At 62.8% G+C, this 25,251-nt stretch carries 23 protein-coding genes; 10 read left to right on the forward strand and 13 right to left on the reverse strand.

Annotation, left to right across the window (positions count from 1 at the left end):
• Positions 1 to 25: 25 nt before the first annotated feature.
• From nirB to AC1DYJ_RS31695, 11 genes are all read right to left on the reverse strand, one after another.
• Positions 26 to 2,476, reverse strand: coding sequence for a nitrite reductase large subunit NirB (gene nirB, locus AC1DYJ_RS31645; protein WP_477280237.1), 2,451 nt, complete (start codon positions 2,474 to 2,476; stop codon positions 26 to 28).
• Positions 2,477 to 2,480: 4 nt separating this feature from the next.
• Entirely contained in the window at positions 2,481 to 3,278 is a 798-nt protein-coding gene (locus AC1DYJ_RS31650) for an ABC transporter ATP-binding protein (protein WP_477280236.1), read from the reverse strand.
• A 10-nt stretch (positions 3,279 to 3,288) separates the two neighbouring features.
• Positions 3,289 to 4,179 carry a nitrate ABC transporter permease gene (ntrB, locus tag AC1DYJ_RS31655; protein ID WP_477280235.1) on the reverse strand — a complete coding sequence of 297 codons (891 nt, stop codon included), beginning with the start codon at positions 4,177 to 4,179 and terminating at the stop codon, positions 3,289 to 3,291.
• A gap of 64 nt (positions 4,180 to 4,243) precedes the next feature.
• Positions 4,244 to 5,572 carry a CmpA/NrtA family ABC transporter substrate-binding protein gene (locus AC1DYJ_RS31660; RefSeq protein WP_477280234.1) on the reverse strand — a complete coding sequence of 443 codons (1,329 nt, stop codon included), beginning with the start codon at positions 5,570 to 5,572 and terminating at the stop codon, positions 4,244 to 4,246.
• Positions 5,573 to 5,993: 421 nt separating this feature from the next.
• Complete coding sequence (locus tag AC1DYJ_RS31665; RefSeq protein ID WP_477280233.1) at positions 5,994 to 6,884, reverse strand: adenylate/guanylate cyclase domain-containing protein; 891 nt, start codon at positions 6,882 to 6,884, stop codon at positions 5,994 to 5,996.
• Between the two features lie 99 nt (positions 6,885 to 6,983).
• Positions 6,984 to 8,225 (reverse strand): CmpA/NrtA family ABC transporter substrate-binding protein, encoded by a 1,242-nt coding sequence (locus AC1DYJ_RS31670; protein ID WP_477280232.1) that lies wholly within the window; start codon positions 8,223 to 8,225, stop codon positions 6,984 to 6,986.
• Between the two features lie 2 nt (positions 8,226 to 8,227).
• On the reverse strand, positions 8,228 to 8,830 hold the full coding sequence (locus AC1DYJ_RS31675; RefSeq protein ID WP_477280231.1) for an ANTAR domain-containing response regulator: 603 nt from the start codon (positions 8,828 to 8,830) through the stop codon (positions 8,228 to 8,230).
• Positions 8,831 to 9,286: 456 nt separating this feature from the next.
• Complete coding sequence (locus AC1DYJ_RS31680; RefSeq protein WP_477280230.1) at positions 9,287 to 10,084, reverse strand: alpha/beta fold hydrolase; 798 nt, start codon at positions 10,082 to 10,084, stop codon at positions 9,287 to 9,289.
• A gap of 55 nt (positions 10,085 to 10,139) precedes the next feature.
• A complete protein-coding gene (locus tag AC1DYJ_RS31685) occupies positions 10,140 to 10,685 on the reverse strand; it encodes a RidA family protein (RefSeq protein ID WP_477280229.1) in 546 nt (181 codons plus the stop codon).
• Between the two features lie 127 nt (positions 10,686 to 10,812).
• Entirely contained in the window at positions 10,813 to 11,730 is a 918-nt protein-coding gene (locus AC1DYJ_RS31690) for a LysR family transcriptional regulator (RefSeq protein WP_477280228.1), read from the reverse strand.
• A 126-nt stretch (positions 11,731 to 11,856) separates the two neighbouring features.
• Complete coding sequence (locus AC1DYJ_RS31695; RefSeq protein WP_477280227.1) at positions 11,857 to 12,105, reverse strand: hypothetical protein; 249 nt, start codon at positions 12,103 to 12,105, stop codon at positions 11,857 to 11,859.
• Between the two features lie 66 nt (positions 12,106 to 12,171).
• On the opposite strand from AC1DYJ_RS31695, the gene AC1DYJ_RS31700 reads away from it, so the two are divergent.
• The 9 genes from AC1DYJ_RS31700 (at position 12,172) to AC1DYJ_RS31740 (ending at position 21,697) form a co-directional block, all read left to right on the forward strand.
• A complete protein-coding gene (locus AC1DYJ_RS31700) occupies positions 12,172 to 13,137 on the forward strand; it encodes an NUDIX hydrolase (RefSeq protein ID WP_477280226.1) in 966 nt (321 codons plus the stop codon).
• 67 nt (positions 13,138 to 13,204) lie between these two features.
• Complete coding sequence (gene nadA / locus AC1DYJ_RS31705; RefSeq protein WP_477280225.1) at positions 13,205 to 14,179, forward strand: quinolinate synthase NadA; 975 nt, start codon at positions 13,205 to 13,207, stop codon at positions 14,177 to 14,179.
• Positions 14,176 to 15,711 carry an L-aspartate oxidase gene (locus AC1DYJ_RS31710; RefSeq protein WP_477280224.1) on the forward strand — a complete coding sequence of 512 codons (1,536 nt, stop codon included), beginning with the start codon at positions 14,176 to 14,178 and terminating at the stop codon, positions 15,709 to 15,711. Before nadA ends, AC1DYJ_RS31710 begins: the two co-directional genes overlap by 4 nt.
• A complete protein-coding gene (gene nadC, locus AC1DYJ_RS31715) occupies positions 15,708 to 16,565 on the forward strand; it encodes a carboxylating nicotinate-nucleotide diphosphorylase (protein ID WP_477280223.1) in 858 nt (285 codons plus the stop codon). Before AC1DYJ_RS31710 ends, nadC begins: the two co-directional genes overlap by 4 nt.
• 162 nt (positions 16,566 to 16,727) lie before the next feature.
• Positions 16,728 to 17,669, forward strand: coding sequence for a biotin synthase BioB (gene bioB, locus AC1DYJ_RS31720; protein WP_477281683.1), 942 nt, complete (start codon positions 16,728 to 16,730; stop codon positions 17,667 to 17,669).
• Positions 17,666 to 18,805, forward strand: coding sequence for an 8-amino-7-oxononanoate synthase (locus AC1DYJ_RS31725; RefSeq protein ID WP_477280222.1), 1,140 nt, complete (start codon positions 17,666 to 17,668; stop codon positions 18,803 to 18,805). Before bioB ends, AC1DYJ_RS31725 begins: the two co-directional genes overlap by 4 nt.
• Before the next feature lie 11 nt (positions 18,806 to 18,816).
• A complete protein-coding gene (gene bioD / locus AC1DYJ_RS31730; RefSeq protein ID WP_477281681.1) occupies positions 18,817 to 19,452 on the forward strand; it encodes a dethiobiotin synthase in 636 nt (211 codons plus the stop codon).
• The gene (locus tag AC1DYJ_RS31735; protein ID WP_477280221.1) at positions 19,452 to 20,717 is read left to right on the forward strand and encodes an adenosylmethionine--8-amino-7-oxononanoate transaminase; all 1,266 of its coding nucleotides are present in this window, start codon (positions 19,452 to 19,454) and stop codon (positions 20,715 to 20,717) included. Before bioD ends, AC1DYJ_RS31735 begins: the two co-directional genes overlap by 1 nt.
• A complete protein-coding gene (locus tag AC1DYJ_RS31740) occupies positions 20,714 to 21,697 on the forward strand; it encodes a beta-ketoacyl-ACP synthase III (protein ID WP_477280220.1) in 984 nt (327 codons plus the stop codon). The genes AC1DYJ_RS31735 and AC1DYJ_RS31740 overlap by 4 nt, the downstream gene beginning before the upstream one ends.
• A gap of 231 nt (positions 21,698 to 21,928) precedes the next feature.
• On the opposite strand, the gene AC1DYJ_RS31745 is transcribed toward AC1DYJ_RS31740, so the two are convergent.
• A complete protein-coding gene (locus tag AC1DYJ_RS31745) occupies positions 21,929 to 22,057 on the reverse strand; it encodes a hypothetical protein (RefSeq protein WP_477280219.1) in 129 nt (42 codons plus the stop codon).
• The gene (locus tag AC1DYJ_RS31750) at positions 22,036 to 22,413 is read right to left on the reverse strand and encodes an ABC transporter permease subunit (protein WP_477280218.1); all 378 of its coding nucleotides are present in this window, start codon (positions 22,411 to 22,413) and stop codon (positions 22,036 to 22,038) included. The genes AC1DYJ_RS31745 and AC1DYJ_RS31750 overlap by 22 nt, the downstream gene beginning before the upstream one ends.
• A gap of 915 nt (positions 22,414 to 23,328) precedes the next feature.
• Here AC1DYJ_RS31750 and AC1DYJ_RS31755 point away from each other — a divergent pair.
• On the forward strand, positions 23,329 to 25,251 hold a 1,923-nt coding region (locus AC1DYJ_RS31755), incomplete at its 3' end, for a beta strand repeat-containing protein (RefSeq protein WP_477426391.1).

Genomic DNA, 25,251 nt, shown 5'->3' on the forward strand with positions numbered 1-25,251 from the left:
CCCCCATCAAGGGGGAGGTAAGTCCCTACTCCGCCGCCTGCGCAAACCCGACCGACGCCATCGGCCTGAACTCGTGCTTGTCCTTGCCGGAGACGCGCTCCGACCACGGGTCGACCTGGGCGAATTTCTGGCTGAAGACGAAGCGCTCGTAATAGGCCTTGCGCTTGTCGCCATCGTCCATGATCTGGCGCTTGATCTCGGCAATGCCGATGCGCTTGGCCCATTTGTAGATGCGTTCGAGATAGCGGCCCTGCTCGCGATACATCTGCGTCAGCGCCACGATATGTTCGAGCGCCTCGTCTTCTGTCTTCACGAGGCCGAGCACTTCGGTGCCCTTGATGTCGAGACCGGCAGCACCGGCGAAATGGATTTCGTAGCCACTATCGACGCAGATCACGCCAACATCCTTGCAGGTCGCCTCGGCACAGTTCCGCGGGCAGCCCGACACCGCCATCTTGACCTTGGCCGGCGTCCACGAGCCCCACATGAATTTCTCGATGCGGATGCCGAGGCCGGTCGAATCCTGCGTACCGAAGCGGCACCAGTCCGACCCGACGCAGGTCTTCACCGTGCGTAACCCCTTGGCATAGGCGTGGCCGGAGACGAAGCCGGCCTGGCCGAGATCGGCCCACACCGCCGGCAGGTCCTCCTTGCGGATGCCCAGCATGTCGATGCGCTGTCCCCCGGTGACCTTGACCATCGGTATTTCGAACTTGTCGACGACATCGGCGATGGCGCGCAGTTCGGCGGCGTTGGTGACGCCACCCCACATGCGCGGCACCACCGAATAGGTACCGTCCTTCTGGATGTTGGCGTGGACGCGCTCGTTGATGAAGCGCGACTGATAGTCGTCGGCGTAGTCGTCCGGCCAGTCGCAGACGAGATAATAGTTGAGCGCCGGCCGGCATTTGGCGCAGCCGCAGGAGGTCGTCCATTCCAGCTCCTGCATGACGGCCGGAATGGTCTTCAGGCTCTTGGCGATGATCAGCCGGCGCACCTCGTCATGGCCGAGCGTGGTGCAGCCGCACATCGGCTGCACGGCGGCAGGGTTGTAGGTGTCGCCGAGCGTCAGCACCATCAACTTCTCAACCAGCCCGGTGCAGGAGCCGCAGGAGGCGGACGCCTTGGTGTGGGCGCGGACATCGTCGAGCGACGTCAGTCCCTTCCCGGTGATCGCACCAGTGATCTTGCCCTTGCAAACGCCGTTGCAGCCGCAGATTTCCGCATCATCCGGCAAGGCTGCAACGGCCGCCATAGGGTCCAGCGGGGCACCCCCCTGGTAGGACTGGCCGAAGATGAGCGTATCGCGCATTTCGGAAATATCGGTCTGCTTCTTCTTCAGGTCGTTGAACCAGGCGCCGTCAGCCGTCTCGCCATAGAGCACCGTGCCGATGATGCGATCGTCCTTCAGCACCAGGCGCTTGTAGACGCCGGCGGCGGCATCGCGCAGCACGATCTCCTGGCGGTCCTCGCCCTCGGCGAAGTCGCCGAGCGAGAACAGATCAATGCCGGTGACCTTGAGCTTGGTCGGCGTGTCCATATGGACGAAGGCGGCCGCCTCGTCGCCGGCAAGCTGGCGGGCGGCAACGCGCGCCATCTCGTAGAGCGGCGCCACCAGCCCGTAGACCTGCCCGTTGACCTCGGCGCATTCGCCGAGCGCGTAGATATCAGGATCGTTGCTGCGCATGCCGGCATCGACGACGATACCGCGATTGACGGCAATGCCTGCCTCCTTGGCCAGCGCGGAATTCGGCCTGATGCCGACGGCCATGACCACCAATGTCGCCGGGATGACGGTGCCATCGGCGAGCTCCACCTGCCCGACCTTGCCGTTGCCGGTGATCGCCTTTGTATTGGCCTTGGTGATGACCTTGATGCCGCGCTGTTCGACGGCACGTTGCAGGAGATAGCCGGCGGCCGGATCGAGCTGGCGCTCCATCAGCGTCGGCATGACATGCAGCACGGTGACGTCCATGCCTTGCGCGTTGAGACCAGCCGCAGCCTCGAGCCCGAGCAGGCCGCCGCCGATGACAACGGCTTTGGCCCTGGACTGCGCGGCAAGCATCATCGCTTGCACGTCGTCGAGGTCGCGATAGGTCAGCACACCCGGCAGATCATGGCCGGGCACTGGAATGATGAAGGGCACCGAGCCGGTGGCGATGACGAGCTTGTCGTAAGGCTCGGTGACGCCGTGATCGGAGGTGACGGTTTTCGCCACCCGGTCGATGGCGACGATCTTGTGGCCCTTGTAGAGGGTGATGTTATTGGCGATGTACCAGCCGTCGCCGTGGATGATGATTTCCTCAAAGGCCTTTTCGCCGGAGAGAACCGGCGACAGCATGATGCGGTCGTAATTCACCCTGGGTTCGGCGTTGAAGATGGTGACGGTGTAGCGACCGGGAGCTTGCTCAAGCAGATGCTCCAGCATGCGCCCGGGGGCCATGCCATTGCCGATGATGACAAGTTTTTCGCTCATGGCGTTACTCCGCTGCTTCGACGAAGCGGTGGCGTTCGTAGAGGAACTTCAGCACCGCCTCGCGGCAGCGCAGGAAGGTGCGGTCGGACGAGAGTTCGACGCGACGGCGCGGCCGCGCCAGCGGCACCGCAAGCACCTCGCCGATTGTCGCGGCCGGGCCGTTGGTCATCATGACGATGCGGTCGGACAACAGCACGGCCTCGTCGACATCATGGGTGATCATGATCGTCGTCGAACCGAGCCTGGAATGGATGTCCATCACCGCATCCTGCAGATGGGCGCGGGTCAACGCGTCGAGCGCACCGAACGGCTCGTCGAGCAAAAGGATCTTTGGCTCCATGGCGAGCGCACGCGCAATGCCGACGCGCTGCTTCATGCCACCCGAAATTTCGGCTGGCCGCTTGTCCTTCGCATGCGCCATCTGCACGAGGTCGAGATTGCGCATGATCCAGTCATGCCGCTCGGCTTTGCTCTTCGAACGGCCGAAGACTTTCGACACGGCCAGGCTGATGTTTTCGTAGACGGTGAGCCACGGCAGCAGCGAATGGTTCTGGAACACCACGGCGCGTTCGGGTCCGGGGCTGTCGACCTCCTTGTCCTCGAGCAGCACGGCGCCGGCGGAAACCTTGGTCAATCCGGCGATCAGGTTCAGCAAGGTCGACTTGCCGCAGCCGGAGTGGCCGATGATCGAGACGAATTCGCCCTTGTCGATGGTCAGCCTGATGTCCTTCAGCACCTCGCTGACCTGATTGCCGCGGGCAAAGGATTTGTCGATATGGTCGAGCTTCAGATAGGCCTTCATGGCGCTTTCCTCACTTTGCCGTTGTGCCGCGGGTGACGAAGGCGCCGACGCCAGCGACCAGGCGGTCGAGGCAGAAACCGGTGACGCCGATATAGGCGAGCGCGACGATGATGTCGGGCAGCCGCGACGAGTTCCAGGCGTCCCAAATGAAGAAGCCGATGCCGACGCCGCCGGTCAGCATTTCGGCGGCGACGATGGCGAGCCAGGACAGGCCGATGCCGATCCTCAAGCCGGTGAAGATGTAGGGTGCAGCCGCCGGCACCATGATCTTGACGAAGAACTCGAACTGGTTGAGCCGCAGGATGCGCGAGACGTTGCGGTAGTCCTCGGGAATATTGCGTACGCCGACTGCGGTGTTGATGATGATCGGCCAGATCGAGGTGATGAAGATGACGAACAGCGCCGACGGGCTGGAATCGCGGAATGCGGCCAGTGACAGCGGCAGCCAGGCCAGCGGCGGAACGGTGCGCAGGATCTGGAACACCGGATCGAGACCGCGCATCGCCCAGATCGACTGGCCGACCAGAGCGCCGAGCGCGACGCCGACGATCGCCGCAAGACCGAAGCCGATGGCGACACGCTGCAGCGAGATCAGCACCCGCCACGCCAGCCCGATATCCTGCGGACCGTTGTTGAAGAACGGATGGGCTATCAGATCGTAGGCCTCGTTCCAGACCTGGCTGGGTGGCGGCAGGCTGGCGGTCGGCGACGAGCAGGCGATCTGCCAGACGACCAGCATGAAAGCGATGACGATGACTGGCGGCACCAGGGCGGTGGCAAGTTTGCCGGCGATGGCGATCGGGTCGAAGCGGCGCCGCGCCTTGGCGGTGAAAGCGATCACCGCGGCCGGCTTGGCGGGAAACGCCTTCACTGTGGTGTCCTCGATAGTCTGGATCGACATGTCTGGGAAAGCTCCTTGAGGCAGATCGTTCGGGCGACAAACGGCTTGCGCCGTTTGCGCCGGATTAGGCGGATGCCTTGATCTTCAGGCTGTCGAGATAGGCCGACGGGTTGGCCGGATCGAAGACCTTGCCGTCGAAGAAGGTCTCGACGCCGCGTGACGACGAGGCCGGAACATCGGCGGCTGCGACGCCGAGATCCTTCGCCGCCTCGCGCCAAATGTCCTCGCGGTTGACCTGATCGACCAGCGCCTTGATGTCGGTGGTCGGCGCGAACTTACCCCAACGGATGTTTTCTGCGAGGAACCAGCTGTCGTGGCTCTTGAAAGGATAGGAGACGCCGCCGCTCCAGAACTTCATGTAGAGGTCGGTGCCGGCGGCGACGCGGCCGTTGCCGTAGTTGATGTCGCCCTTGAGGCGGCCGATGATGTCGGCGACAGGCACGTTCATCCATTGCCGCTTGCCGATGATGGCGGCCATCTCGTCCTTGTTCTCCTTGGCCTCGCACCATTGCTGCGCTTCCATGACCGCCATCACGATCGCCTTGGTGGCGTTCGGGTGTTTGTCGATGAATTCGGCGCGCAGGCCGAGCGCCTTTTCCGGATGGCCCTTCCACAGCTCGCCCGTAGTGGCAGCGGTGAAGCCGACGCCCTGATGGACAAGCTGTTCGTTCCACGGCTCGCCGACGCAAAACACGTCCATATTGCCGACCTTCATGTTGGCGACCATCTGCGGCGGCGGCACAACGATGGTCGAGACGTCCTTGTCCGGATCGATGCCGCCGGCGGCCAGCCAGTAGCGCAGCCAAAGGTCATGCGTGCCGCCCGGGAAGGTCATGGCGGCCTTGATCTCCTTGCCGGCTGCCTTCTTGGCGGCGAAGGCATCCTTCAGCTTGGAGGCATCGAGGCCGACGCCGGTTGCGGCATATTCCTGCGCCACCGAAATGCCCTGGCAGTCGTAGTTCAGCCGCGCCACGATCGCCATCGGCATCGGCTGGTTGTTCTGCGTCACCTTGCCGGTGTGCATCAGGTAAGGCAGCGGCGTCAGTATGTGGGCTCCGTCGATGCCGTTGGCTTCGCCGCCGAGCATCAGATTGTCACGCGTCGCGCCCCAGGAGGCCTGCTTCATCACCTCGACATCGGGCATGCCGTATTTGGCGAACAGCCCCTTCTCCTTGGCGATCATCAGCGGTGCCGCATCAGTCAGCGCGATGAAGCCGAGCTTGGCGCCGGTGACTTCCGGAGCGGCCGTGGCGGCATAGGCGCCGGAGGGGAAGAGCTTGCGAGCAGCCACAAACAGGCCGGCCGTCATTGCGCTGCTGACGAGAAAATCGCGCCGCGTCATATCCTTGAGCGATGTGCCCGTCCCGATCCATTGCTTCATCGTCTTCTTCATCGTCGTCTCCAGTTGAACGCGAGGGCGCCGTCGATTGGCCCAAAACAAAAAAGCCGCCGTCCAGGACTGGCGCGTCCGTACATCCGGGATCGCGTCTTGACCTGAGCGGCAGCTTTGCCTGTGGCGCCCGCCATTGGACGCCTGTTCCGTGACCCGCGAAGGGCCTGATTATCTCAAAGCAGGAACCGTGCCAGTTTTGGCTCGATTATGATTTCTCAATAAAATCAATGTGATAAATGCTTCTGGCGTCGTGCGGAGTTGCCGCCTGCACGGTCAAATGTTGATCAAAAGGGTAAGCAGTGCGCACAAATTTTGTGCAATGCACAAGAATGGCGCTGAAATGATCAGGCGCCTCGGCGTCAGCGACCCAGCGCTGCGCGCATGTAGAAATACCGAAGAGAACGCGGCCGCTTCAGCCGGGTCAGTCTGCGATAATCTCGTAATGAAGAAGCTGGGCGTCGTGGAGGGACGATCTCATTCCAGGCGAGATGACACCGGAGCCGAAGAGGAGAATATCTTCGCGGCGTACGAATACTTCATCGCCGGGTCCCATCGACACAAATGTGCCCGACGAGCTTCGTTCGACAAGCCGGGCTTTTCCATTCGACATGGTGAAGGTCGCGTGGTGCCTTGAGACCCAGGGCCGCTGGACGACGATATTGCATTCCGGAGATCTGCCGATGGTCACGGCTCCGTTGTTTCGACAGGATTGCAACTGATCTCCATAACGGATGAGCAGTTTGATCTGCGGCGGCTGGGCGGAGCGCGCATCGATAATGGTGCCCCGGCTGGTGATCTGCGTACTGAGGGTTCGATCGCCGCTCCCCAGAGTATAGACATCGAAGAGTTCTTGCTTCCCCTTGAAGGCCATTCTGTCGAGCAGCCGCAAGGTACTGCGACTGCCCGCGGAAAGGGCTTCGAAGAAGCTCTGGCTGATCAGGACCTCCCCGGGGTTCGCCGTAGTGGACAACCTTGCGGTGACATTGACGACATCACCGAAGATCGCGCCCCGCGCGCGAATGACCGCCCCGAAATGCAATCCGATCCGGGCGCTCAACGGCCCTTTCTTCAGTTGGCCGCCAATTTGGCGGACGGCCGTCAGCGCCGCCTCCGGCCTCTCGAACAGGCTGAGCACGTCATCGCCCTTCGAGTAAATGAAATCACCGCCGTTCCGGGCGACGATCTCGCGCATAGCGTCCAAGCAATCCGAAACCTGCTGCAGAGCGGCATCGTCGCCGATGCGCTCATAGAGGGGCGTGCTGCCCACGACATCAGCTAAAAGGACTGCGGCTAGAAGTCTTTCCTGATCCATCGATCTCGTATCCGCCCGAGAACGCAGCGTATATAACACACCAAGGTGCCTTTAACCGATCTACTTGCGCATTGGCGATCCGCCTCCGGCACGTCGGAACTACTGCGCCAAGGAACCAGCGTGTTTCTGCCCGGCGATATAGGCATCGATCTCGTCGGGATCGAAAATCTGGCCGTCGAAGAAACCGTCGGGACCAAGCACAAGGCTCGCCCCCGCCGAACCGACCGGCGTCGCCGCCTTCAGCGCGCCCTCGACCTTGGCGTTGGCGCCGGGCAGCGCCACGCCGAGCGGCTTCAGCGCCGCGCGGTAGAGGTCGGGCCGGTAGCAATCCCTGGCGATGGCGAGGTTTTCCGGCGTGTGCGCGATGTCGCCCCAGCGCACCATCTGCGTGTAGAACCACAGCGCGTGGCTCTTCCAGGGAAAGTTCGCCGCCTTGTCGAAGGGCACGAAGAAATCCTCGACGCCCCGCTCCGCGCCGCTGCCAAGGTGGAGATGTCCGGTAAGGACAGGCATCTGGATCGCGGGCGGCTGGCCGAGGAAGCGGGGCTCAGCCATCAACGCGGCCAGATCCCCTCGGTTTGCCGCATCCTGGCACCAGCGGGCGGAATGATGCAGCGCTCTCAGAAGCGCCGCCAGCGCCTGCGGATTTTCCTCCGCCCAGGCCTTGCGCGCGCCGATCACCTTCTCTGGACTGTTGCGCCACAGCAGCGCCTTGACGGTGACGATATGACCGATCCCGGCGGCAACCGCGGCGCTGTTCCAGGGTTCACCGACGCAATAGCCGTCGATGCGCCCTGTGGCCAGCGCATCGGCCATGAAGGGCGGCGGCACGATGACGATCTCGATCTGGCGCTGCGGATCGATGCCGCAGGCGGCAAGCCAGTAGCGCAGTTCGTAATTGTGCCCGGAATGCGGGTGCACGACGGCGAAGCGCAGCGGTTCTCGGCCGGCTGCCGCCCGCTCGCGGATAAATGCGCCAAGTCCTGCTCCGGCGCGCCCCGGATCGAGATCCGGCTCGACGCCATGTGCTGCCATACCGCCCCAGACCGCGTTGGAGACAGTGACGCAGTTTCCGCCTAGGCCCAATGAGAACGGCACGACGGTGTCGGAGGCGAGCGGCGTCAGGCCAAGGCTGCAGGCAAGCGGCATCGGCCCCAGCATATGCGCGACGTCGAAATGGCCGATGGCGATGCGGTCGCGGATGTTGGCCCAGGATGTCTCGCGCTGCAGCTTGAGCTCAATCCCTTCGCGATCAGCAAAACCCAACTCGCGGGCGGCCACGAGCACGGCGCTGTCGAAGAGTGGCATGAAGCCGGCGGTGATCTGGTGTTCGACGCCCATGCTCATTCGTCCCCCATCGGCCCCAAAAGCCCGGCGGCGGTCACCAGGCTCTGGGCGATGTCGCTGATCTTGCGGTTCTGGTTCATCGCCGTTTTGCGCAACAGCGTGTAGGCGGCCTCTTCCGTCAGGCCGCGCGATTTCATCAATATGCCCTTGGCGCGATCGATCACCTTGCGGTTCTCGAGCTCGCCGCGAACCTCTTCCAGTTCGCGCGCCATGCGTGAGAAAGCGTTGAAGCGGCTGACCGCCATGTCGAGGATCGGCTTGACGCGCTCCTGCCTGAGACCATCGACGACATAGGCCGACACGCCGGCATCGACCGCCGCCTCGATCGAGGCCTGGTCGGAGCGGTCGACAAACATGGCAATCGGCCGCTTTACCGCGCGCGACAGCTGGAACATGTTTTCCAGCATGTCGCGGTTCGGGTTTTCGAGATCGATGACGATGACATCAGGCTCGATCTCGGCGATGCGCCGCGCAATGCCGGTGACGTCATGAATGACGGTCACCCGCTCATGCCCGGCCTCACGCAAGCCTGCCTCGATGATCGAGGCACGGATGCGGTTTTCATCGATCACCAAAACGGCGAGTGGGGAGCGGACCATGCCTCCAATATGTCGAAGCGGAGGGATTGTGCAATGCGGGATGAGAACGGTAGCAAAGGGGTACTATCGCCATCAAGCAGCCTTTGCCCGCGTCCATCCTAGCCGTTGCCAGCCGCCCCGCAGCACAGCCGAATGGGCGTCCCACCCCTTTTCATCGCCCGATGACGCCTTCTTTGCCGTTGGATGGCGCGCGAAAGACGCACACACCGCTTTTCAGCAAGGACCGCGTATTTCCCAGCCGCATTCTGTCGTAGCCCTTGGCCCGGTAGACAATCGTCGAAACGAGCCAACTGGCAACAAAGATGCAAGCCAGTCCGGCCCGGCATCGCCGGAAGAGGCGCACGGCAGATCGGCCAGTAAGCTTTCGCCGCTCTTTATTCCCGAAAAACGACGAAGAATTTCATCCCGCTCGGCCGCCGTCCTTCCGGATCGGCCGGCGGTGTGAAATCTGTCGTCTTACTTGGCCGCTTCGACCGCTTCCAGAATGACTGCAGCCACTTCTTTTGGGTGCGACAGCATCGGAACATGGCTGGACGCGATGGCCGTGACATGGGCTTTCATAGCCTTGGCACCGTCCGCGAGCAGCTTGGGATCGATCATCTGGTCATTCTTGGTGACGACCGCCCAGCTTGGCTTCGACTTCCACGCGGCCGTCGTCACCTTCTCGTCGAAATTCGCGCCGCGCACAGGGCCTTGGGTGACCGCGATCAGGTTGGACTCCGCCTTGGGAACATCCGGGGCGAAGTATTTGGCGATATCGTCGTGTGACAGCGTCAGAAAGCCCGCGGCATCGACCTGCGGGTGGGCAAGCCCCGGCGGCGTGGGATAGTTTTTGATGAGATCGGACGTCGACTGACCATCGCCAGGCGAGAACGCCGCGACATAGACCAGCGCCTTGACGTGGTCGTCATTGCCGGCCTGGCTAATGACGGTACCTGCCCAGGAATGGCCTACCAGAACGACCGGACCTTTCTGTGCCGCGATGGCGCGCTGGGTGGCGGCCACATCGTCGGCAAGGGAGGTCAACGGATTTTGAACCGCGACGACGTTCAATCCCTTTTTCTGCAGTAGCGGAATGACCTTGGCCCAGGACGAGCCGTCGGCGAAAGCGCCATGAACGAGAACGACTGTCGTGGGGGCAGTCTCCGCTAGTGCCGGTTTCGAACCGCCGGCGGCGGTAAGGAGCATGGCTGCTCCGAAAATCGCGATGGCTGCTCGTCGAACACCAAATCTTGCTGCGGCAATCGATATCATTTGCTTGTCTCCTTGCTGGTAGCAGCCATAGCCTGTCGATGCTCAACTTGCACCATCAGAGAGCGATTGCGACCATGCTGATCTCGATCAATTGATCGGGGAAAGCCAGACGGGGGGTGACGAGGATTGTGCTGGTTACATCCGGCTTCGAAGATCCGTATGCCTTTTTACGGACGGGTCCGGCGACTTTGAAAGCCGCGTCCATATCAAGCACGTAAATGGTTTCCTGGGCCACGTTTTCCATCGTCAGCCCGTAGTCGGCCAACAGCCTGGCGCAGTTGGCATATGATTGCGCCATTTGTGCTTCCATATTGGAGAAGTCGCTGACCTTCCCGGCAGCATCTACGGGAGCTGGGGCTACCATCTCGCCCTTTTCATTGTGGCTCAGCTGCCCCGAAAGAAAAATGGTCCCACCGACCTTTACCGCCTGCGCGTAGCCATAGGCTTCCTCCCACGGAACGCCAAAGTTCTTCACGTCTTTGCGAGCGCTCGTTTGCGACAAAGCCGGCAGTGGCGATGCGACCAGCCCTGCTGTGGCCACAGCCGCCAGGCCGACAAGGTGGCGACGCGATTGATCAACAGATTTGCGTTCAGTGCTCATCGGGTATCTCCTTTTCCCTTCGAGCAAGAACCTGCCATGCTGGCCGCGATGGGCTCAATATCGGCACAGGCAAAGCCAGCTTTGCAAATTTGCAATGCGAGCGTCACGAGCAAGCTGCCGTCCAGACCTATGATAAGGACCGCCGTTGAGGCGATTTTCCTGAAATAAGTTTGCGCTGCTTTGCAATCGCACTGGCGCAAAACGCCATAAATGCCTGGACACGGCCGGATCGGCGGATGTCAGGATGCGAAAGAATCCAGAGATCCTCTGAAAGGCTCGTGTCGACATCGCCCGTACGCGACAAACTGGAATTGATGTCTCCCAGCATGCAGGGCAAATAGCCAATCCCAATTCCCGCTTCGATTGCCATGGCTGCGCCAACCACGGAGTCACTGCGGTAGGCAACATCTTGCGGGGGGACAGCTCCCTCCACAAGCTTGGCCGCCTTGAGGCGGGAAAGCGACCCCGAGTACGAAACCCACCGCTCCATATAAGCGCCGCTTTCGACTGGCGGTTCGGAATGGCGCCGGTATTTTGCCCAGGCGATCGTGGCAACTTTTCTGCCAAAGAGATTCTCTGGGGGCGCAGGAGTTGCCCGGATAGCGATATCCGATTCACCTCGGGCCAGATTAAAGGGCTGGTTGGCGATGAGAACCTCGGCCCGTATCGCCGGATACTGCTTCTTGAACCCGCCAATAATCGGGATAACCAGATGATAGGCCAGGGAATCGCTGGTTGTGATGCGAAGGTCACCCGAGTGATCGGCAACGCTATCAGACAGGCGCGTTGAAGCTCCGACTATCTCTATTTCTATGCTCTGCGCGAGCGCGACGATCTCCTTGCCGGCGAGCGTCGGGACATACCTTCCACGCCAGCGGTCGAATACAGTTATTCCGATCGTTTTCTCGATCTGAGTTATTCGCCGAAACAGGGTGGAATTGTTCACGCCCATAAATTCGGCGGCGAGGGATAGCCTCCCCTGCTCACCAATAATTTTCACAACCCTGAGGTCGTCCCAAGACAGCCTGCCAAGAGGATCACTCATCAATCCGACCAATCCTGCGCGTATGGACCCTGGTGCATCATCAGCTCAATGGCGGAGACTGCAACTCCAGATCCGTATTTTCTGCCGCAAGAGGCGGCGCTGCAATGTTGACGTCTGAGTTGAATTCTAGGAAACCGAGATAGTTGCAGGAACCTGGGCGAGTTGTTGCTCAAGCCATCGCGCGACCACCGGAAACGGCGCAAGCTTGATCAGGATCGGGCAGGTCGAGCCGCTCGGGTTCGATTCTCCTCGACAAGGGTCGCGCTTTCGAGGGACCCGGCGCACCTCCTCGAGCGGCAAGACGATTGCATCCTGCATGACTGGTGGCGGCACGTGACGGTCTTCAGCAGCCTCGCCCTCGTTGACGGGCGGCACGCGGCAGTTCACCCTCGCGCGGATTGCCTGTCCAAGGCATGTTGATTTTCGGACCCTTCGCTCCCTATGCAAGACAAGACAACGCCGGCGAAAAGGCAAGCTAAGAGAGCCGATCAGAGTCATGCCGTCAGCGCGGACCTGATCGCCGTTGTCATTGCGGTGACCGACGGTCAGCCACGCGTGCTCACCATCTCGCAGGCTCAAGCTTTGCCGTCCGGCCCATTTGAGCCTGGCCATCGTTCCCTACAGTCGGGCCTGAGGGCATGGGTGGAACGTCAGACAAGCCATCCGCTGGGCTACATAGAACAGCTCTACACTTTTGCCGACCGCGACCGGACCGCAGACGAGCGCGTGCAGATTTCCATCAGCTATCTCGGCCTGACGCGAGAAGAGCAGGCAGAACGTTCGCTGAAGCATGGCTGGCGGGGCTGGTACGACTATTTTCCTTGGGAAGATCACCGTGCGGGCGTGCCGCCTATCATACCCGATGCGCTCATCCCTCGACTCTTCGCCTGGGCGGACCAAGCTGATAACCCGAACAGGCGCAGTGATCGGCGGCAGCGTGTGGCCTATGCCTTCGGCCTCGACGACCGCGACTGGAACGAGGAGCTCGTCCTGCAGCGATACGAACTGCTCTATGAAGCCGCGCTGGTAGCAGAAGCCACCCGCGGCTCGGCCGAAGGTAGTCCGCCGTCCCTGCCCGGTCGGTCGATGGTCGCCGACCACCGCCGTATTCTGGCGACGGGAATCGCCAGGCTGCGGACCAAGATCAAATACCGCCCCGTGGTGTTCGAACTGATGCCGCCGGCATTCACGCTGCTGCAGTTGCAGCGCACCGTTGAAGCGCTTGCCGGCCGGCTCGTGCACAAACAGAATTTCCGGCGTCTCATCGAACAGCAGGATCTGGTCGAGGAAACAGGCGAGACCGTGTCTGAAACACGAGGGCCTCCGGCCAAACGCTTCCGCTTCCGCCAGACGGTTCAGGCGGAGCGAACCGTCGCAGGAACGAAATTGCCCCTTTCACGCGCTTGACATTCAATATGCTCAAGTTAAGCATATACCCTTATTATACTCAACTCGAGCATAATGAGGGCAAAGCATGCTCAACACCTCCACACTCACAGCCGCTCTCTACGACCGGGTAAGGCGGGTCATCCCGCCCATCGAATGGCCAGCCTTCACCGGTGATATCGAGGCCATCCTCGATCTGAAGCGGCAGCGAAACGCGGTCATCCTGGCGCACAACTACCAGACACCGGAGATCTACCACTGTGTCGCCGACATCGTCGGCGACAGTTTGGCACTTGCCCGCAAGGCGATGACGGTCGATGCGGACGTCATCGTGCTGGCCGGCGTTCACTTCATGGCCGAGACGGCGAAGCTGCTCAACCCGCAAAAGACGGTACTCATCCCCGACTTGCGCGCGGGCTGTTCGCTGGCGGACTCGATCACCGCTGAGGACATTCGGTTGCTGCGGCAACGCTATCCGGGCGTGCCGGTCGTCACCTACGTCAACACATCGGCCGAAGTGAAAGCCGAGTCCGACATTTGCTGTACCTCCGGCAATGCCAAGGCCGTCGTCGAGTCCCTCGGCGTTCCCCGGGTGATCATGCTGCCCGACGAGTATCTTGCCCAGAACATCGCCGCCCAGACCGAGGTGGAGATCATCGCCTGGAAAGGGCACTGCGAGGTGCATGAGCGTTTTACGCCCGCCGACATCCGCCAGCTGCGCGAGGACCATCCAGGCGTGACGGTGCTGGCGCATCCCGAGTGTCCGCCGGAGGTCGTCGCGGAAGCTGATTTCTCCGGTTCGACTGCCGCCATGTCGGATTATGTCGGAAGGCAGAAACCGCCGCGCGTCGTGCTGATGACCGAGTGCTCGATGAGCGACAACGTCGCGGTCGAGCATCCCGAGGTCGACTTCATCCGGCCCTGCAATTTGTGCCCGCACATGAAGCGGATAACGCTCGCCAACATCCGTGCGGCGCTCGAGCAGAACCGCCATGTGGTGACCATCGCCCCTGAAATCGCCGGGCGCGCGCGGCTGGCTGTCGAGCGGATGCTGGCGGTATGAGCATGGACGTCCACCATCTCGCCGGCCGGCCGGTCATCATCGGCGGCGGCATTGCCGGGCTGATGGCCGCGCTGCATCTGGCGCCCGAGCCGGTGCTTCTGTTGTCCAGGACGCCACTGGGTGCTGACGCCTCCAGCACCTGGGCACAGGGCGGACTGGCTGCCAGCCTCGGTGGCGACGACGATCCAGCACTCCACCTGGCCGACACGCTCGCCGCAGGCGATGGGCTCTGCGACAGGGAGATGGCGAGCCGCATCCTCCACGCAGCGCCGGGCCCGATCGAGCGGCTTGCGGCCTTCGGGGTCCGCTTCGACCGCACGCCGGAAGGAACCGTGCGTCTCGGACTGGAGGCCGCCCACAGCCGGCGCCGCATCGTTCATGCCGGCGGCGACGGCAGCGGGCGCGAGATCATGCGTGCCCTGGTCGCGGCCGTCCGCTCGACGCCGACAATAGAGGTCATTGAAGGGGTCGAAGCGCGCCGGCTCGCAGTGGAGGACGGCAAAATCGCAGGTGTTCTGGCGAGCGGCCCGACGGGCCCGGTGTTCTTCACCACGGGACGGGCCGTCCTCGCCACCGGCGGGATCGGCGGGCTGTTTCTCGACAGCACCAACCCTCTGGGCAGTTGCGGACAGGGACTGGCGCTCGCGGCCCGCGCCGGGGCTGTCCTTGCCGATATGGAATTCATCCAGTTCCACCCGACCACGCTCGATGGATCGAACCGCCCCATGACGCTGATCAGCGAGGCGGTTCGCGGCGAAGGTGCTGTGATCGTCGACGAGACTGGCCGACGTTTCCTCGACGGCGTGCGTGGGGCGGAACTCGCGCCACGCGACATCGTCGCGCGCGCTGTCTGGGAGCACCTGGCCGATGGCCATCGCGTCTTCCTCGATGTGCGGGAAAAGCCCGGCCCGGCATTCGCGCGACAGTTCCCGACGATCGCATCGGCCTGCGCCAGGGCTGGAATCGATCCGGCGTATGATCTCCTTCCCATCCGGCCGGCGCAGCACTACCACATGGGTGGTGTCGCCGTGGATCTGGCCGGGCGTACGTCGGTTCCGGGACTTTGGGCTTGCGGCGAAGTCGCCTCGACCGGGCTGCACGGCGCCAACCGGCTTGCCAGCAACTCGCTGACCGAAGCCGTCGTCTGCGCGCGCTGGGTCGCCGAGAGTGTTGCCGGTTCGCCCGGCAGCGGCGGAAAGCCAGCCATGGCACCTCACCTGCCCGCGCCGGACCCAGGGCCTGTGCGGCCTCATTTGTCGCGTGCCCTCGGCGTCACGCGAGATGGCGACGGGTTGATGGAAGCTGCGCGTGCCCTGCTGCCGCTGGCTCGGCAGCACGATGCAGCATCCGATCCCGCCGCCGTCGGGCTGATGATAACGATTGCCGCCTTGCGGCGCCGGGAAAGCCGTGGGGCTCATTTCCGGACGGACTTTCCGCATCATGCGACTGTTGCCCAGCGCTCCGAAATCACGCTCGAAGCCGCCCTTGTGGCAGCGCGGGAACTCGAACCCCTGCTGGAAGGTGTCCAATGACGAACCTCTCGCCCCTTCCGGCAATCATGATCGAGCCTCTGGTACGGACAGCTCTCCTGGAAGACCTTGGCAGGGCCGGTGACTTGACCACGGATGCCATCGTGGCGAAGGAACGCCAGGCGACGACCGTGCTTGCGGCACGCCAGCAAGGCATCGTCGCCGGTCTCGATCTGGCGATGCTTGCCTTCAAGCTGATCGATCCGAATGTCGAGATGACGGTGGAGCGAACGGACGGCAGCGAAGTCACCGCAGGAGAGACCATTGCGTCGGTGAGCGGGCCGGCCCGGGCCATTCTCACCGCGGAACGGACGGCGCTCAATTTTCTCTGTCATCTGAGCGGCATCGCCACGGCGACGGCATCGGTTGTCGCGGCGGTCCGTGGCCAGGGCGCAGGGATCGTCTGCACGCGCAAGACGACGCCTGGTCTACGAGCCGTCGAAAAATACGCCGTGCGCGCCGGTGGCGGATCCAATCACCGTTTTGGTCTCGACGACGCCATCCTGATCAAGGACAACCACATCGCCATAGCCGGCGGAATTCGCCCGGCAATCGAGCGGGCGCGAATGAGCGTCGGTCATCTCGTCAAGATCGAAGTCGAGGTCGATACGCTGGCCCAGTTGGAAGAGGTGCTGGCGCTTGCGCCGGACGCTGTCCTGCTCGACAACATGCCGGTTGACGATTTGCGCCAGGCCGTGGTGATGGTTGCCGGCCGGGCGATCACCGAGGCGTCCGGCAGGATCACCGCCGCGATTGCGCCAGCCATTGCCGCAACCGGTATCGACCTGATTTCCATCGGCTGGTTGACTCACAGCGCCCCGATCCTCGATATCGGCCTCGATTACAGTGAGCTTTGATCGTAAGACCCTGACTATCTACACTCGACCCAGCTCCTCTCGACGGGGGCCGCCAGTTGGAAAGGCGCGCCATGTCGCCACAACGCAAGGAACAGGATGGAAATGCACGCAGCGATTTCGGAAAAGACCGCGCCTGAAGTCCAATCCCTCGGCGACCGCCGGATGTGGAGCCTTGAAGAAGCCCAGTCTCTCCACGACGCGCCCTTCAACGACCTCTTGTTTCAGGCGCAGACCGTGCATCGCCAGAATTTCGATCCCAACAAGGTCCAGCTCAGCCGGCTTCTCAGCATCAAGACAGGCGGGTGTCCGGAGGATTGCGGCTATTGCAGCCAGTCGGCGCATCACGAAAGCGGGTTGAAGGCGTCGAAGCTGATGGAAGTCAGGCGCGTCATCGCCGAGGCGACCAAGGCGCGTGACGCGGGCGCCACCCGCTATTGCATGGGTGCCGCATGGCGCAACCCCAAGGCACGCGACATGGATGCGGTCGTGGCGATGGTCGAAGGCGTCAAGGCGCTGGGCATGGAAACCTGCATGACGCTCGGCATGCTCGACCTCGGCCAGGCGCAGCAACTGAAAGAGGCTGGCCTCGACTATTACAACCACAACATCGACACCTCCGAGCGCTACTACTCAGAGGTCATCTCGACCCGGACGTTTGCCGACCGGCTGGATACGCTGGCCAATGTCCGTGACAGCGGCATCAAGGTCTGCTGCGGCGGCATTGTCGGCATGGGCGAAGAGCCGGTGGACCGGATCGACATGCTGGTGACGCTGGCCAATCTGCCGGAACATCCCGAAAGCGTTCCGATCAACATGCTGATCCCGATCGACGGCACCCCGCTTGCCGACGCCAAACCCATCGAGCCGATCGAATTCGTGCGCGTGATCGCGCTGGCGCGCATCATGATGCCGAAATCGCACGTCCGGCTTTCGGCCGGCCGCACCGCCATGACCGACGAGATGCAGGCGCTGTGCTTCTTTGCCGGCGCCAATTCGATCTTCGTCGGCGACACGCTGCTCACTGCGAAGAATCCCGGCGAGGACAAGGATAGCCTTCTGTTTCGCCGTCTCGGCATCGAGCCGATGGAACTCGAGGCGCAATGAAGGGGGCACCGCTTGCCCGCTATGACGCGACCTTGCAGGGACTGGCGCGCAAGGACCGGCTGCGGACGCTTTCGCCGCGCGCCGGCCTCGATTTCTCGTCGAACGACTATCTCGGGCTTGCCGCTTCGAGAAGGTTAGGCGATGCGGTTGCGGCAGCGATCGCGCAGGGCACGCCGGTCGGCGCCACCGGATCGCGGCTGTTGCGCGGCAACGCGCCCGAGCACGAGGCCCTGGAGGCGGATGCGGCCAAGTTCTTTGGCGCCGACCGCGCGCTGTTCTTCGGCAGCGGCTACATCGCCAACTTCGCTCTGCTGACCGCCCTGCCGCAGAAGGGCGACCTTTTGGTCCTCGACGAGCTCGCCCATGCCAGCATGCATGAGGGGGCCCGCGCTGGCCGCGCCGAGTTCAAGCTGGCAACGCATAACGACGTCGATGCCTTCGAGGATGCGATCACGCGCTGGCGCGCCGAGGGCGGCACCGGGCGCGTCTGGATCGTGGTCGAAAGCCTCTACAGCATGGGTGGCGACCGCGCGCCGATGGAGAACCTGGTCGCGCTTGCCGATCGGCACGAGGCATTCATCGTCGTCGACGAGGCGCATGCCACCGGCGTCTGGGGACCGGAGGGCCGCGGCCTGGCCGCCGCTTTCGAGGGCCGCGAAAACATCGTCGCGCTCCACACATGCGGCAAGGCGCTCGGCGCCTCCGGCGCGCTGGTCACCGGGCCGGGACTGCTGTGCGACTATCTCGTCAACCGCTGCCGGCCATTCATCTATTCCACAGCACCTTCGCCGCTGATGGCCGTGGCAGCGCGCGAGGCGATTGCCATGCTGTCCGATGAGCCTCAACGCCGTGTTCAGTTGCAGGAGCGCGTTGCCTTCGCGGGCCGCCAATTGGCCGAGCGCTGCGGCGTGGCACCCAGCGGCTCGCAGATCCAGCCCTTTGTCATCGGCGACGTCGGGCGCACCATGGCGGTGGCGGCGGCGCTGCAGGCGCGCGGTTTCGACATACGCGGCATTCGTCCGCCGACCGTGCCCGAGGGCACGTCGCGGCTGCGCATTTCGCTGACGCTCAATGTCGGCGAGGCCGACATTTCGGCCATGGTCGAGGCGCTTGTCGAGGTGTTGGCCCAGACATGACCAGAAGTGACATGACCAAGCGCATCGTCATCACCGGAACGGATACCGGCATCGGCAAGACAGTGTTTTCGGCCGGGCTAGCCGGCCTGCTCGACGGCTTCTACTGGAAGCCGGTGCAATCGGGCCTCGACGAGGAGACGGACAGCGAGGTCGTTGCCCGGCTTTCCGGCCTGCCCGCCGGGCGCGTGCTGCCCGAAGTGTACCGCCTGAAGGAGCCGCTGTCGCCGCATCGCTCGGCCGAACTCGATGGCGTCGCGATAGACGCCGCAGAGCTCTCGCTTCCGGACTTGCCGGGTCCGATCGTCATCGAAGGTGCGGGGGGACTGATGGTGCCGCTCAACCGGCGCACCAAGTTCATCGACATATTCGCGCAATGGCGGGTGCCGGTCATCCTGTGCGCCCGTACCAGGCTCGGCACGATCAACCACACCCTCTTGTCGATCGAGGCGCTCAGGGCCCGTTCCATCCCGCTCATCGGCATCGCCTTCATCGGCGATGAGGTGGCCGATACGCAGCGAACCATCGTGGAATTCAGCGGCGTGCGCCAGCTTGGCAGGCTGCCGCTCATCGATCCTCTGACGAGCGAGACGCTGAGGGATGCGATGGCTGCCGGCTTCGACCTCACAGCGATCGCAGGAGGCGAGTGATGTCGCAGTCTCAAGTCTGGCATCCGTTCACGCAGCACGCGCTCGAGCCAGCGATCCCTGAAATCGTGCGGACGGAAGGCGCCTACCTCCACAAGGCCGACGGCACGCGCATCCTGGATGCCATTTCCTCCTGGTGGGTCGTCACCCACGGCCACCGCCATCCCCGCATCATCAAGGCCATCGAGACGACTGCGGCGAGCCTCGACCAGATCATCTTCGCCGGCTTCACGCACGAGCCAGCCGAACGCCTCGCCGAAGCACTTGTCGGCCTCGCTCCGCCCGGCCTCGACTGGGTGTTCTACTCCGACAGCGGCTCGACCTCCGTCGAGGTCGCGCTAAAGATGGCGCTCGGCTATTTCCGCAACATCGGCGCGCCGCGCTCGCGCATCGTTGTCATGGAGCACAGCTATCATGGCGACACGATCGGAACGATGAGCGTCGGCGCCCGCGGCGTGTTCAACGCTGCCTACGAGCCCTTGCTGTTCGAGGTCGAAACCATCCCCTTCCCGGCCGCCGGGCGAGAGCAGGAGACGCTGGATCGGTTCGAGGCAGTCTCCCGCGACCGGCACGCGGCCGCGCTGATCGTCGAGCCGCTGGTGCTCGGCGCCGGCGGTATGCTGATGTATCCGGCCTGGGTTCTCACCGAGTTGAAGAAGATGGCCGAGGCCTCCGGCACATTGCTAATCGCCGACGAGGTGATGACCGGCTGGGGGCGCACCGGGACCATGTTCGCCTGCGAGCAGGCATCCATCTCTCCGGACATACTGTGCACCTCGAAGGGGCTGACGGGCGGCGTGGTTCCGCTGGCCGCCACGCTTGCGACCGATGCCATCTTCCAGGCCCATTATTCCGAGGACCGGACGAAGACGTTTTTCCACTCGAGTTCCTACACCGCCAATCCGATGGCCTGCGCGGCCGCACTCGCCAATGTCGAGATCTGGCGTGACGAACCAGTGGCCGAGCGTATCGCTGCCCTGAGCGCGAGACAGGCCGCCGGGCTTCAACGCTTTCGCGACAACCCTCGCTTCACCGACGTCCGGACAACCGGCACGATCGCGGCCTTCGATCTGCGCGCCAACTCTGCCGGCTATCTGGCCGAGATCGGGCCGAAACTGCGCGCATTCTTCCTCGAGCGCGGACTGCTCGTGCGCCCGCTCGGCAACGTGCTCTATCTTCTGCCGCCCTACTGCATCACCGGCGACGAGCTCGACGGGCTCTATGACGCCATCGCGGAGGCCGGCGAGCGCTTCGGCGCGAAGCCGTGAACAGGTCGTCGCGCCTTCTCGGGTTTGGCCATCATGCGCCCGCGCGCAAGGTTGAGAACCCGGAGATCGAAAACAGTCTCGGGCTGGAGCCTGGCTGGATCGAGCGGCGTACCGGGATACGGTCGCGCTTCTGGGCCACGGAAGAAGACACGCTGTCGGGCCTTGCCGCGCAAGCCGGTGACATGGCGCTGGCGAGCGCTGGCATCGACAGGAGCGACATCGGCCTGTTGCTGCTTGCCACCTCGACACCCGATCACCTGCTGCCGCCCAGCGCGCCGCTGGTCGCGCATCGGCTTGGGCTGGGGCGTGCGGGCGCGGTCGATCTGACCGGCGCCTGCGCCGGCTTCATCTATGCGCTGATGTTCGCGGATGGCTTCACCCGCCTGCACGGCAAGGCAAGCCTTGTCATTGCCGCCAACATCCTCAGCCGCCGCATCAATCCGGCCGAGCGCGCCAGCGCCGTGCTGTTTGCCGATGCCGCCGGCGCCGTGGTGATTGGTCCCTGCGAAGACCCCGAGCGGGGCATTCTCGGCGCATCGGTGGATTCCGACGGCTCTCGCTACGGGCTGATCCAGATTCCCGCGGGAGGAAGCAACAAGCCGTTCCATGGCGACCTCGACCTCGGGGAAACCCGGATGACGATCACCGACGGCCGTGAAGTGTTCGCCAAGGCCGTCGAGATGATGACTGCCTGCTCAAAGGACGCGCTCGCTGCTGCCCGCATGCGGCCGCAAGACATCGACCGCTTCGTCCCGCACCAGGCCAATGCCCGCATTTTCGATGCCGTCGGCCGAAACCTCGGCATTGCCGACCAAGCGATCGTCAAGACGATCGTCGACTACGGCAACTCTTCCGCGGCAACGATCCCGCTCTCGCTGTCGCTCACCCATCAGGCGCAACCGTTTCGGCCGGACGAGAAAGTCCTTCTGGCAGCGGCGGGTGCAGGTCTCAGCGGCGGTGCCCTCGTCGTCGGGATTTAGCCCGACGACGGCTGACTGCTACGTTGGAGAAGAGGCGCAAAGCCGCCGCCAGGTCAACTATCGGGTCAAGTCGGGCATACCACACGTCCGATCCAGTGATCCGGAACGACTCAAAGATTAACTTCGCGGCAGGCCTGGAAATCGTCTCGAATACAATCCGATTTGTCATGGGCGGCCACGCGCGAGTTCCGGGCCGCCGAATTCGTTCGTTCAGAGTGGGTTTGAAGCGGATCAGAAATTCTGCTGACCCATCGCCTTTTCGATCAGCTTGTCGATCGATACGGCCAGCACGAGAAGCAATCCCGTCACGATGAGGCGAACGTAGTTCTCGACGCCCATCAGGTTGAGCCCGTTCTGCATTGTTCCAATGACCAGTGCGCCCAACAAAGCCGCGTGAATAGAGCCGCGGCCGCCGAACAGGCTGACGCCGCCGATGACGGTGGCGGCGATCGATTCCAGTAGCAGTGTACCGCCCCCGCCCCACCACCGGAGAAGACGCCAACGCCCAGTGCGCGCGATGCGCCTAGCACGCCAGCCAGCGCAGAGATGCCGCCGGCAATGGCGAAGGCCTCTACCTTTACGCGGTCGGCAACCTTGACGCCGGCCCGGCGCGCGGCCTCGTCATTGTTGCCGACCGCATAAAGGTAGAGGCCGAACCGGGTTTCCTTGAGGATATACCCGCCTATCCCGAGCAGGATCGCAAAGATCAGCGCCACAACCGGTATGCCCTGATGTGCGTTTGTCCGTTAACTGTTCCTCCTTTTGGATGTTGACGCTTACTCTTCATTAGCGTTAAGAATGTGCTAATATGAGCATCATCTAAGATAACCCTGACTGGAAATCAGGGAATGGGTGACGCCATAGGGGCTAAGGGGAACGCCGAGCGGCCAGGAAAACTCGCCGCAGCTACCATCGTTGAGACAAGACCCGTCTGTGGACGGCCATGTTGATTACATGGCTGATCGCGGGATTGCGACGACACCTGCGACTCCTGTGGATTGTGCGCTGGAAATAGACGCTGGTCAAAGCCAGGATGTTGATCGTTCAACAAGCTTAAATGGAGAGAAAGTTAGCTGCTGGCTACTGTACTCAAATAGATGATGGGGCATCTGTTTTTGTGCTGATGTAAGAGTAAAAAGGGGGTTGGGCTTAAATGGCTTCCTGTCAATGCACAGATGCCAACAAAACTGCAACATCGTTTCCAGATACACCACCGATGGGAGACGGGGCCTGCGGTTTTGTCGAAAATAAGACCGCCCTCATGCCGATAGCCGCTATTTCTCCCGATCCGTTGAGCAACGATTTGGGCGGAATCGGACTTTGCCCTATCGATGATGGGTTTCCTGCCTCGACCGATGCGAAGAGACCCGGGGGCGCCGATTGCGAAGTTTCAGCCGACATCAGGTATTCGGCGGACTCGCGAGCCTGGGCGTTTGGCGTCGGTTCAAATGTCGTTGGTCTGAACGCGAACTCATCGGTCCTGGCGCTCTTGCACAGGATCTCGCCCGTTGTTGGCGAAGGCAAACTTGCTTGCACAGATTGGCATTTTTTGAGCGACCCCACCGCAAGTGGCAGGTCGTCGTCGGCAGTTGTTGACCGACAAGAAAAACGAGCGAGATAGGGGACAGGGCATGGCAACGACCACTGGCACGAGCGGCAACGACAATCTGGTTGGCGGTAGCGGAGACGACGTGCTTTTGGGCGGCGCTGGAAGCGATCGCCTGAATGGCGGGTCGGGCGCCGATACGCTCGATGGAGGCAGTGGTTTCGATACGGTCCTGGGCGGGTCGGGAGCAGACACGCTTATCTATCGAGCATGGGAAAATCAGTACAAGATTGGCGGCCAAGTCTATGGCACCGGGACAACGTCCGGACAAACAACCTTTTCCGGTTACGACGTCTACGACGGCGGCAACGGCAACGCTGCGAAAGGCACTGCCGAGATTGATACGCTCGCTATCTATCTAAGCAATGATCAACTGGCCAATGCGTCATTTATGACGGCACTTAACACTGAAATCGCTCAGTTTCGTGCCTTTATTGCCGCGAACTCGAACTCGAATACTGGCCAAGCAGGTCAAGCGGAATTTACATTCACTTCGATCAATCTCAAGGTCTCCGCGATCGAACAGGTTTCGGTCGGTGTCGATCCAACGGCGCCCGTCGGCGTCAACGATACCAACGCTGCGGACCCGGTGCGAGAGGCTGGCGTCAATCCCGGCAACACCCCGTTCGCCGGCGACCCCACGGCGACAGGCAATGTGCTGGCCAACGACACGGATTCCGACGACGGCCAGGCGTCTCTGGTCGTGTCGGCGGTCCGGACAGGTACGGAATCCGGATCAGGAAGTGCCGGCACGGTCGGATCTGCGTTGGTGGGCACCTATGGCTCCCTGACCTTGAATCCCAATGGCACCTATACCTACACCCTCAATAACAGCGATGTGGACACCAATGCGCTGGCGAACGGGGTCACCGTCACCGAGGTGTTTACATACACCGTCCGTGACCCTCACGGGCTTACGGATACCGCACAGCTGACCATCACCATCACCGGGACGAACGACGCGCCAATTGCGGTCGCCGACACCAACGCCGGTGACGCGGTCAGCGAGGCCGGCGTCAATCCCGGCAACACCCCGTTCGCCGGCGATCCATCGGCCATCGGCAACGTGCTGACCAACGACACCGATGTCGACACCGGCGACAGCAAGACGGTTTCGGCCGTCAACGGTCTGCTGGCCAATGTCGGCTCGGCAGTGGTTGGGACCTACGGCTCGGTCACTATTGCAGCGAATGGCAGCTACACCTACACGCTCAACAATGCCGACACCGACACCAACGCGCTGGCCCAGGGCGCCACGGCGACGGATCAGTTCACCTACACGGTCAAGGATGCCAATGGGGCCACCTCCTCGACCACGCTGACCATCACCATCACCGGCACCAACGACGCGCCGATTGCGGTCGCCGACACCAATGCCGGTGACGCGGTCAGCGAAGCCGGCGTCAATCCCGGCAACACCTCGTTCGCCGGCGATCCGTCGGCCATCGGCAACGTGCTGACCAACGACACCGATGTCGACACCGGCGACAGCAAGACTGTTTCGGCCGTCAACGGCGTGACCGGCAATGTCGGTTTGGCAGTGGTTGGGACCTACGGCTCGGTCACCATTGGAGCGAATGGCAGCTACACCTATACGCTCAACAATGCCGACACCGACACCAACGCGCTGGCCCAGGGCGCCACGGCGACGGATCAGTTCACCTACACGGTCAAGGATGCCAATGGGGCCACCTCCTCGACCACGCTGACCATCACCATCACCGGCACCAACGACGCGCCGATTGCCGTCGCCGACACCAACGCCGCCGATCCGGTCACCGAGACCGGCGTCCAGGACGGCGGCAATACGCCAGAGCCGGGCGATGCGATCGCCGCCGGCAACGTGCTCACCAACGACACCGACGTCGATACCGGCCACAGTCTCAGCGTCGCCGCCGTCGGCGGCCTGCCCGCCAACGTCGGCAATGCCGTCACCGGAACCTATGGC

Source organism: Mesorhizobium sp. P2_B11 (assembly GCF_056404855.1).

Coding starts and splice junctions, on each gene's coding strand:
- AC1DYJ_RS31685 (WP_477280229.1), bottom strand. CDS start 10,685: ATGAGCACTGAACGCAAATCTGTTGATCAATCGCGTCGCCACCTTGTC.
- AC1DYJ_RS31710 (WP_477280224.1), top strand. CDS start 14,176: ATGAGCATGGACGTCCACCATCTCGCCGGCCGGCCGGTCATCATCGGC.
- AC1DYJ_RS31700 (WP_477280226.1), top strand. CDS start 12,172: ATGCAAGACAAGACAACGCCGGCGAAAAGGCAAGCTAAGAGAGCCGAT.
- nadC (WP_477280223.1), top strand. CDS start 15,708: ATGACGAACCTCTCGCCCCTTCCGGCAATCATGATCGAGCCTCTGGTA.
- bioB (WP_477281683.1), top strand. CDS start 16,728: ATGTGGAGCCTTGAAGAAGCCCAGTCTCTCCACGACGCGCCCTTCAAC.
- AC1DYJ_RS31675 (WP_477280231.1), bottom strand. CDS start 8,830: ATGGTCCGCTCCCCACTCGCCGTTTTGGTGATCGATGAAAACCGCATC.
- AC1DYJ_RS31735 (WP_477280221.1), top strand. CDS start 19,452: ATGTCGCAGTCTCAAGTCTGGCATCCGTTCACGCAGCACGCGCTCGAG.
- nirB (WP_477280237.1), bottom strand. CDS start 2,476: ATGAGCGAAAAACTTGTCATCATCGGCAATGGCATGGCCCCCGGGCGC.
- AC1DYJ_RS31690 (WP_477280228.1), bottom strand. CDS start 11,730: ATGAGTGATCCTCTTGGCAGGCTGTCTTGGGACGACCTCAGGGTTGTG.
- bioD (WP_477281681.1), top strand. CDS start 18,817: ATGACCAAGCGCATCGTCATCACCGGAACGGATACCGGCATCGGCAAG.
- AC1DYJ_RS31680 (WP_477280230.1), bottom strand. CDS start 10,084: ATGATATCGATTGCCGCAGCAAGATTTGGTGTTCGACGAGCAGCCATC.
- ntrB (WP_477280235.1), bottom strand. CDS start 4,179: ATGTCGATCCAGACTATCGAGGACACCACAGTGAAGGCGTTTCCCGCC.
- AC1DYJ_RS31670 (WP_477280232.1), bottom strand. CDS start 8,225: ATGGGCGTCGAACACCAGATCACCGCCGGCTTCATGCCACTCTTCGAC.
- AC1DYJ_RS31660 (WP_477280234.1), bottom strand. CDS start 5,572: ATGAAGAAGACGATGAAGCAATGGATCGGGACGGGCACATCGCTCAAG.
- AC1DYJ_RS31665 (WP_477280233.1), bottom strand. CDS start 6,884: ATGGATCAGGAAAGACTTCTAGCCGCAGTCCTTTTAGCTGATGTCGTG.
- AC1DYJ_RS31725 (WP_477280222.1), top strand. CDS start 17,666: ATGAAGGGGGCACCGCTTGCCCGCTATGACGCGACCTTGCAGGGACTG.
- nadA (WP_477280225.1), top strand. CDS start 13,205: ATGCTCAACACCTCCACACTCACAGCCGCTCTCTACGACCGGGTAAGG.
- AC1DYJ_RS31745 (WP_477280219.1), bottom strand. CDS start 22,057: ATGCAGAACGGGCTCAACCTGATGGGCGTCGAGAACTACGTTCGCCTC.
- AC1DYJ_RS31650 (WP_477280236.1), bottom strand. CDS start 3,278: ATGAAGGCCTATCTGAAGCTCGACCATATCGACAAATCCTTTGCCCGC.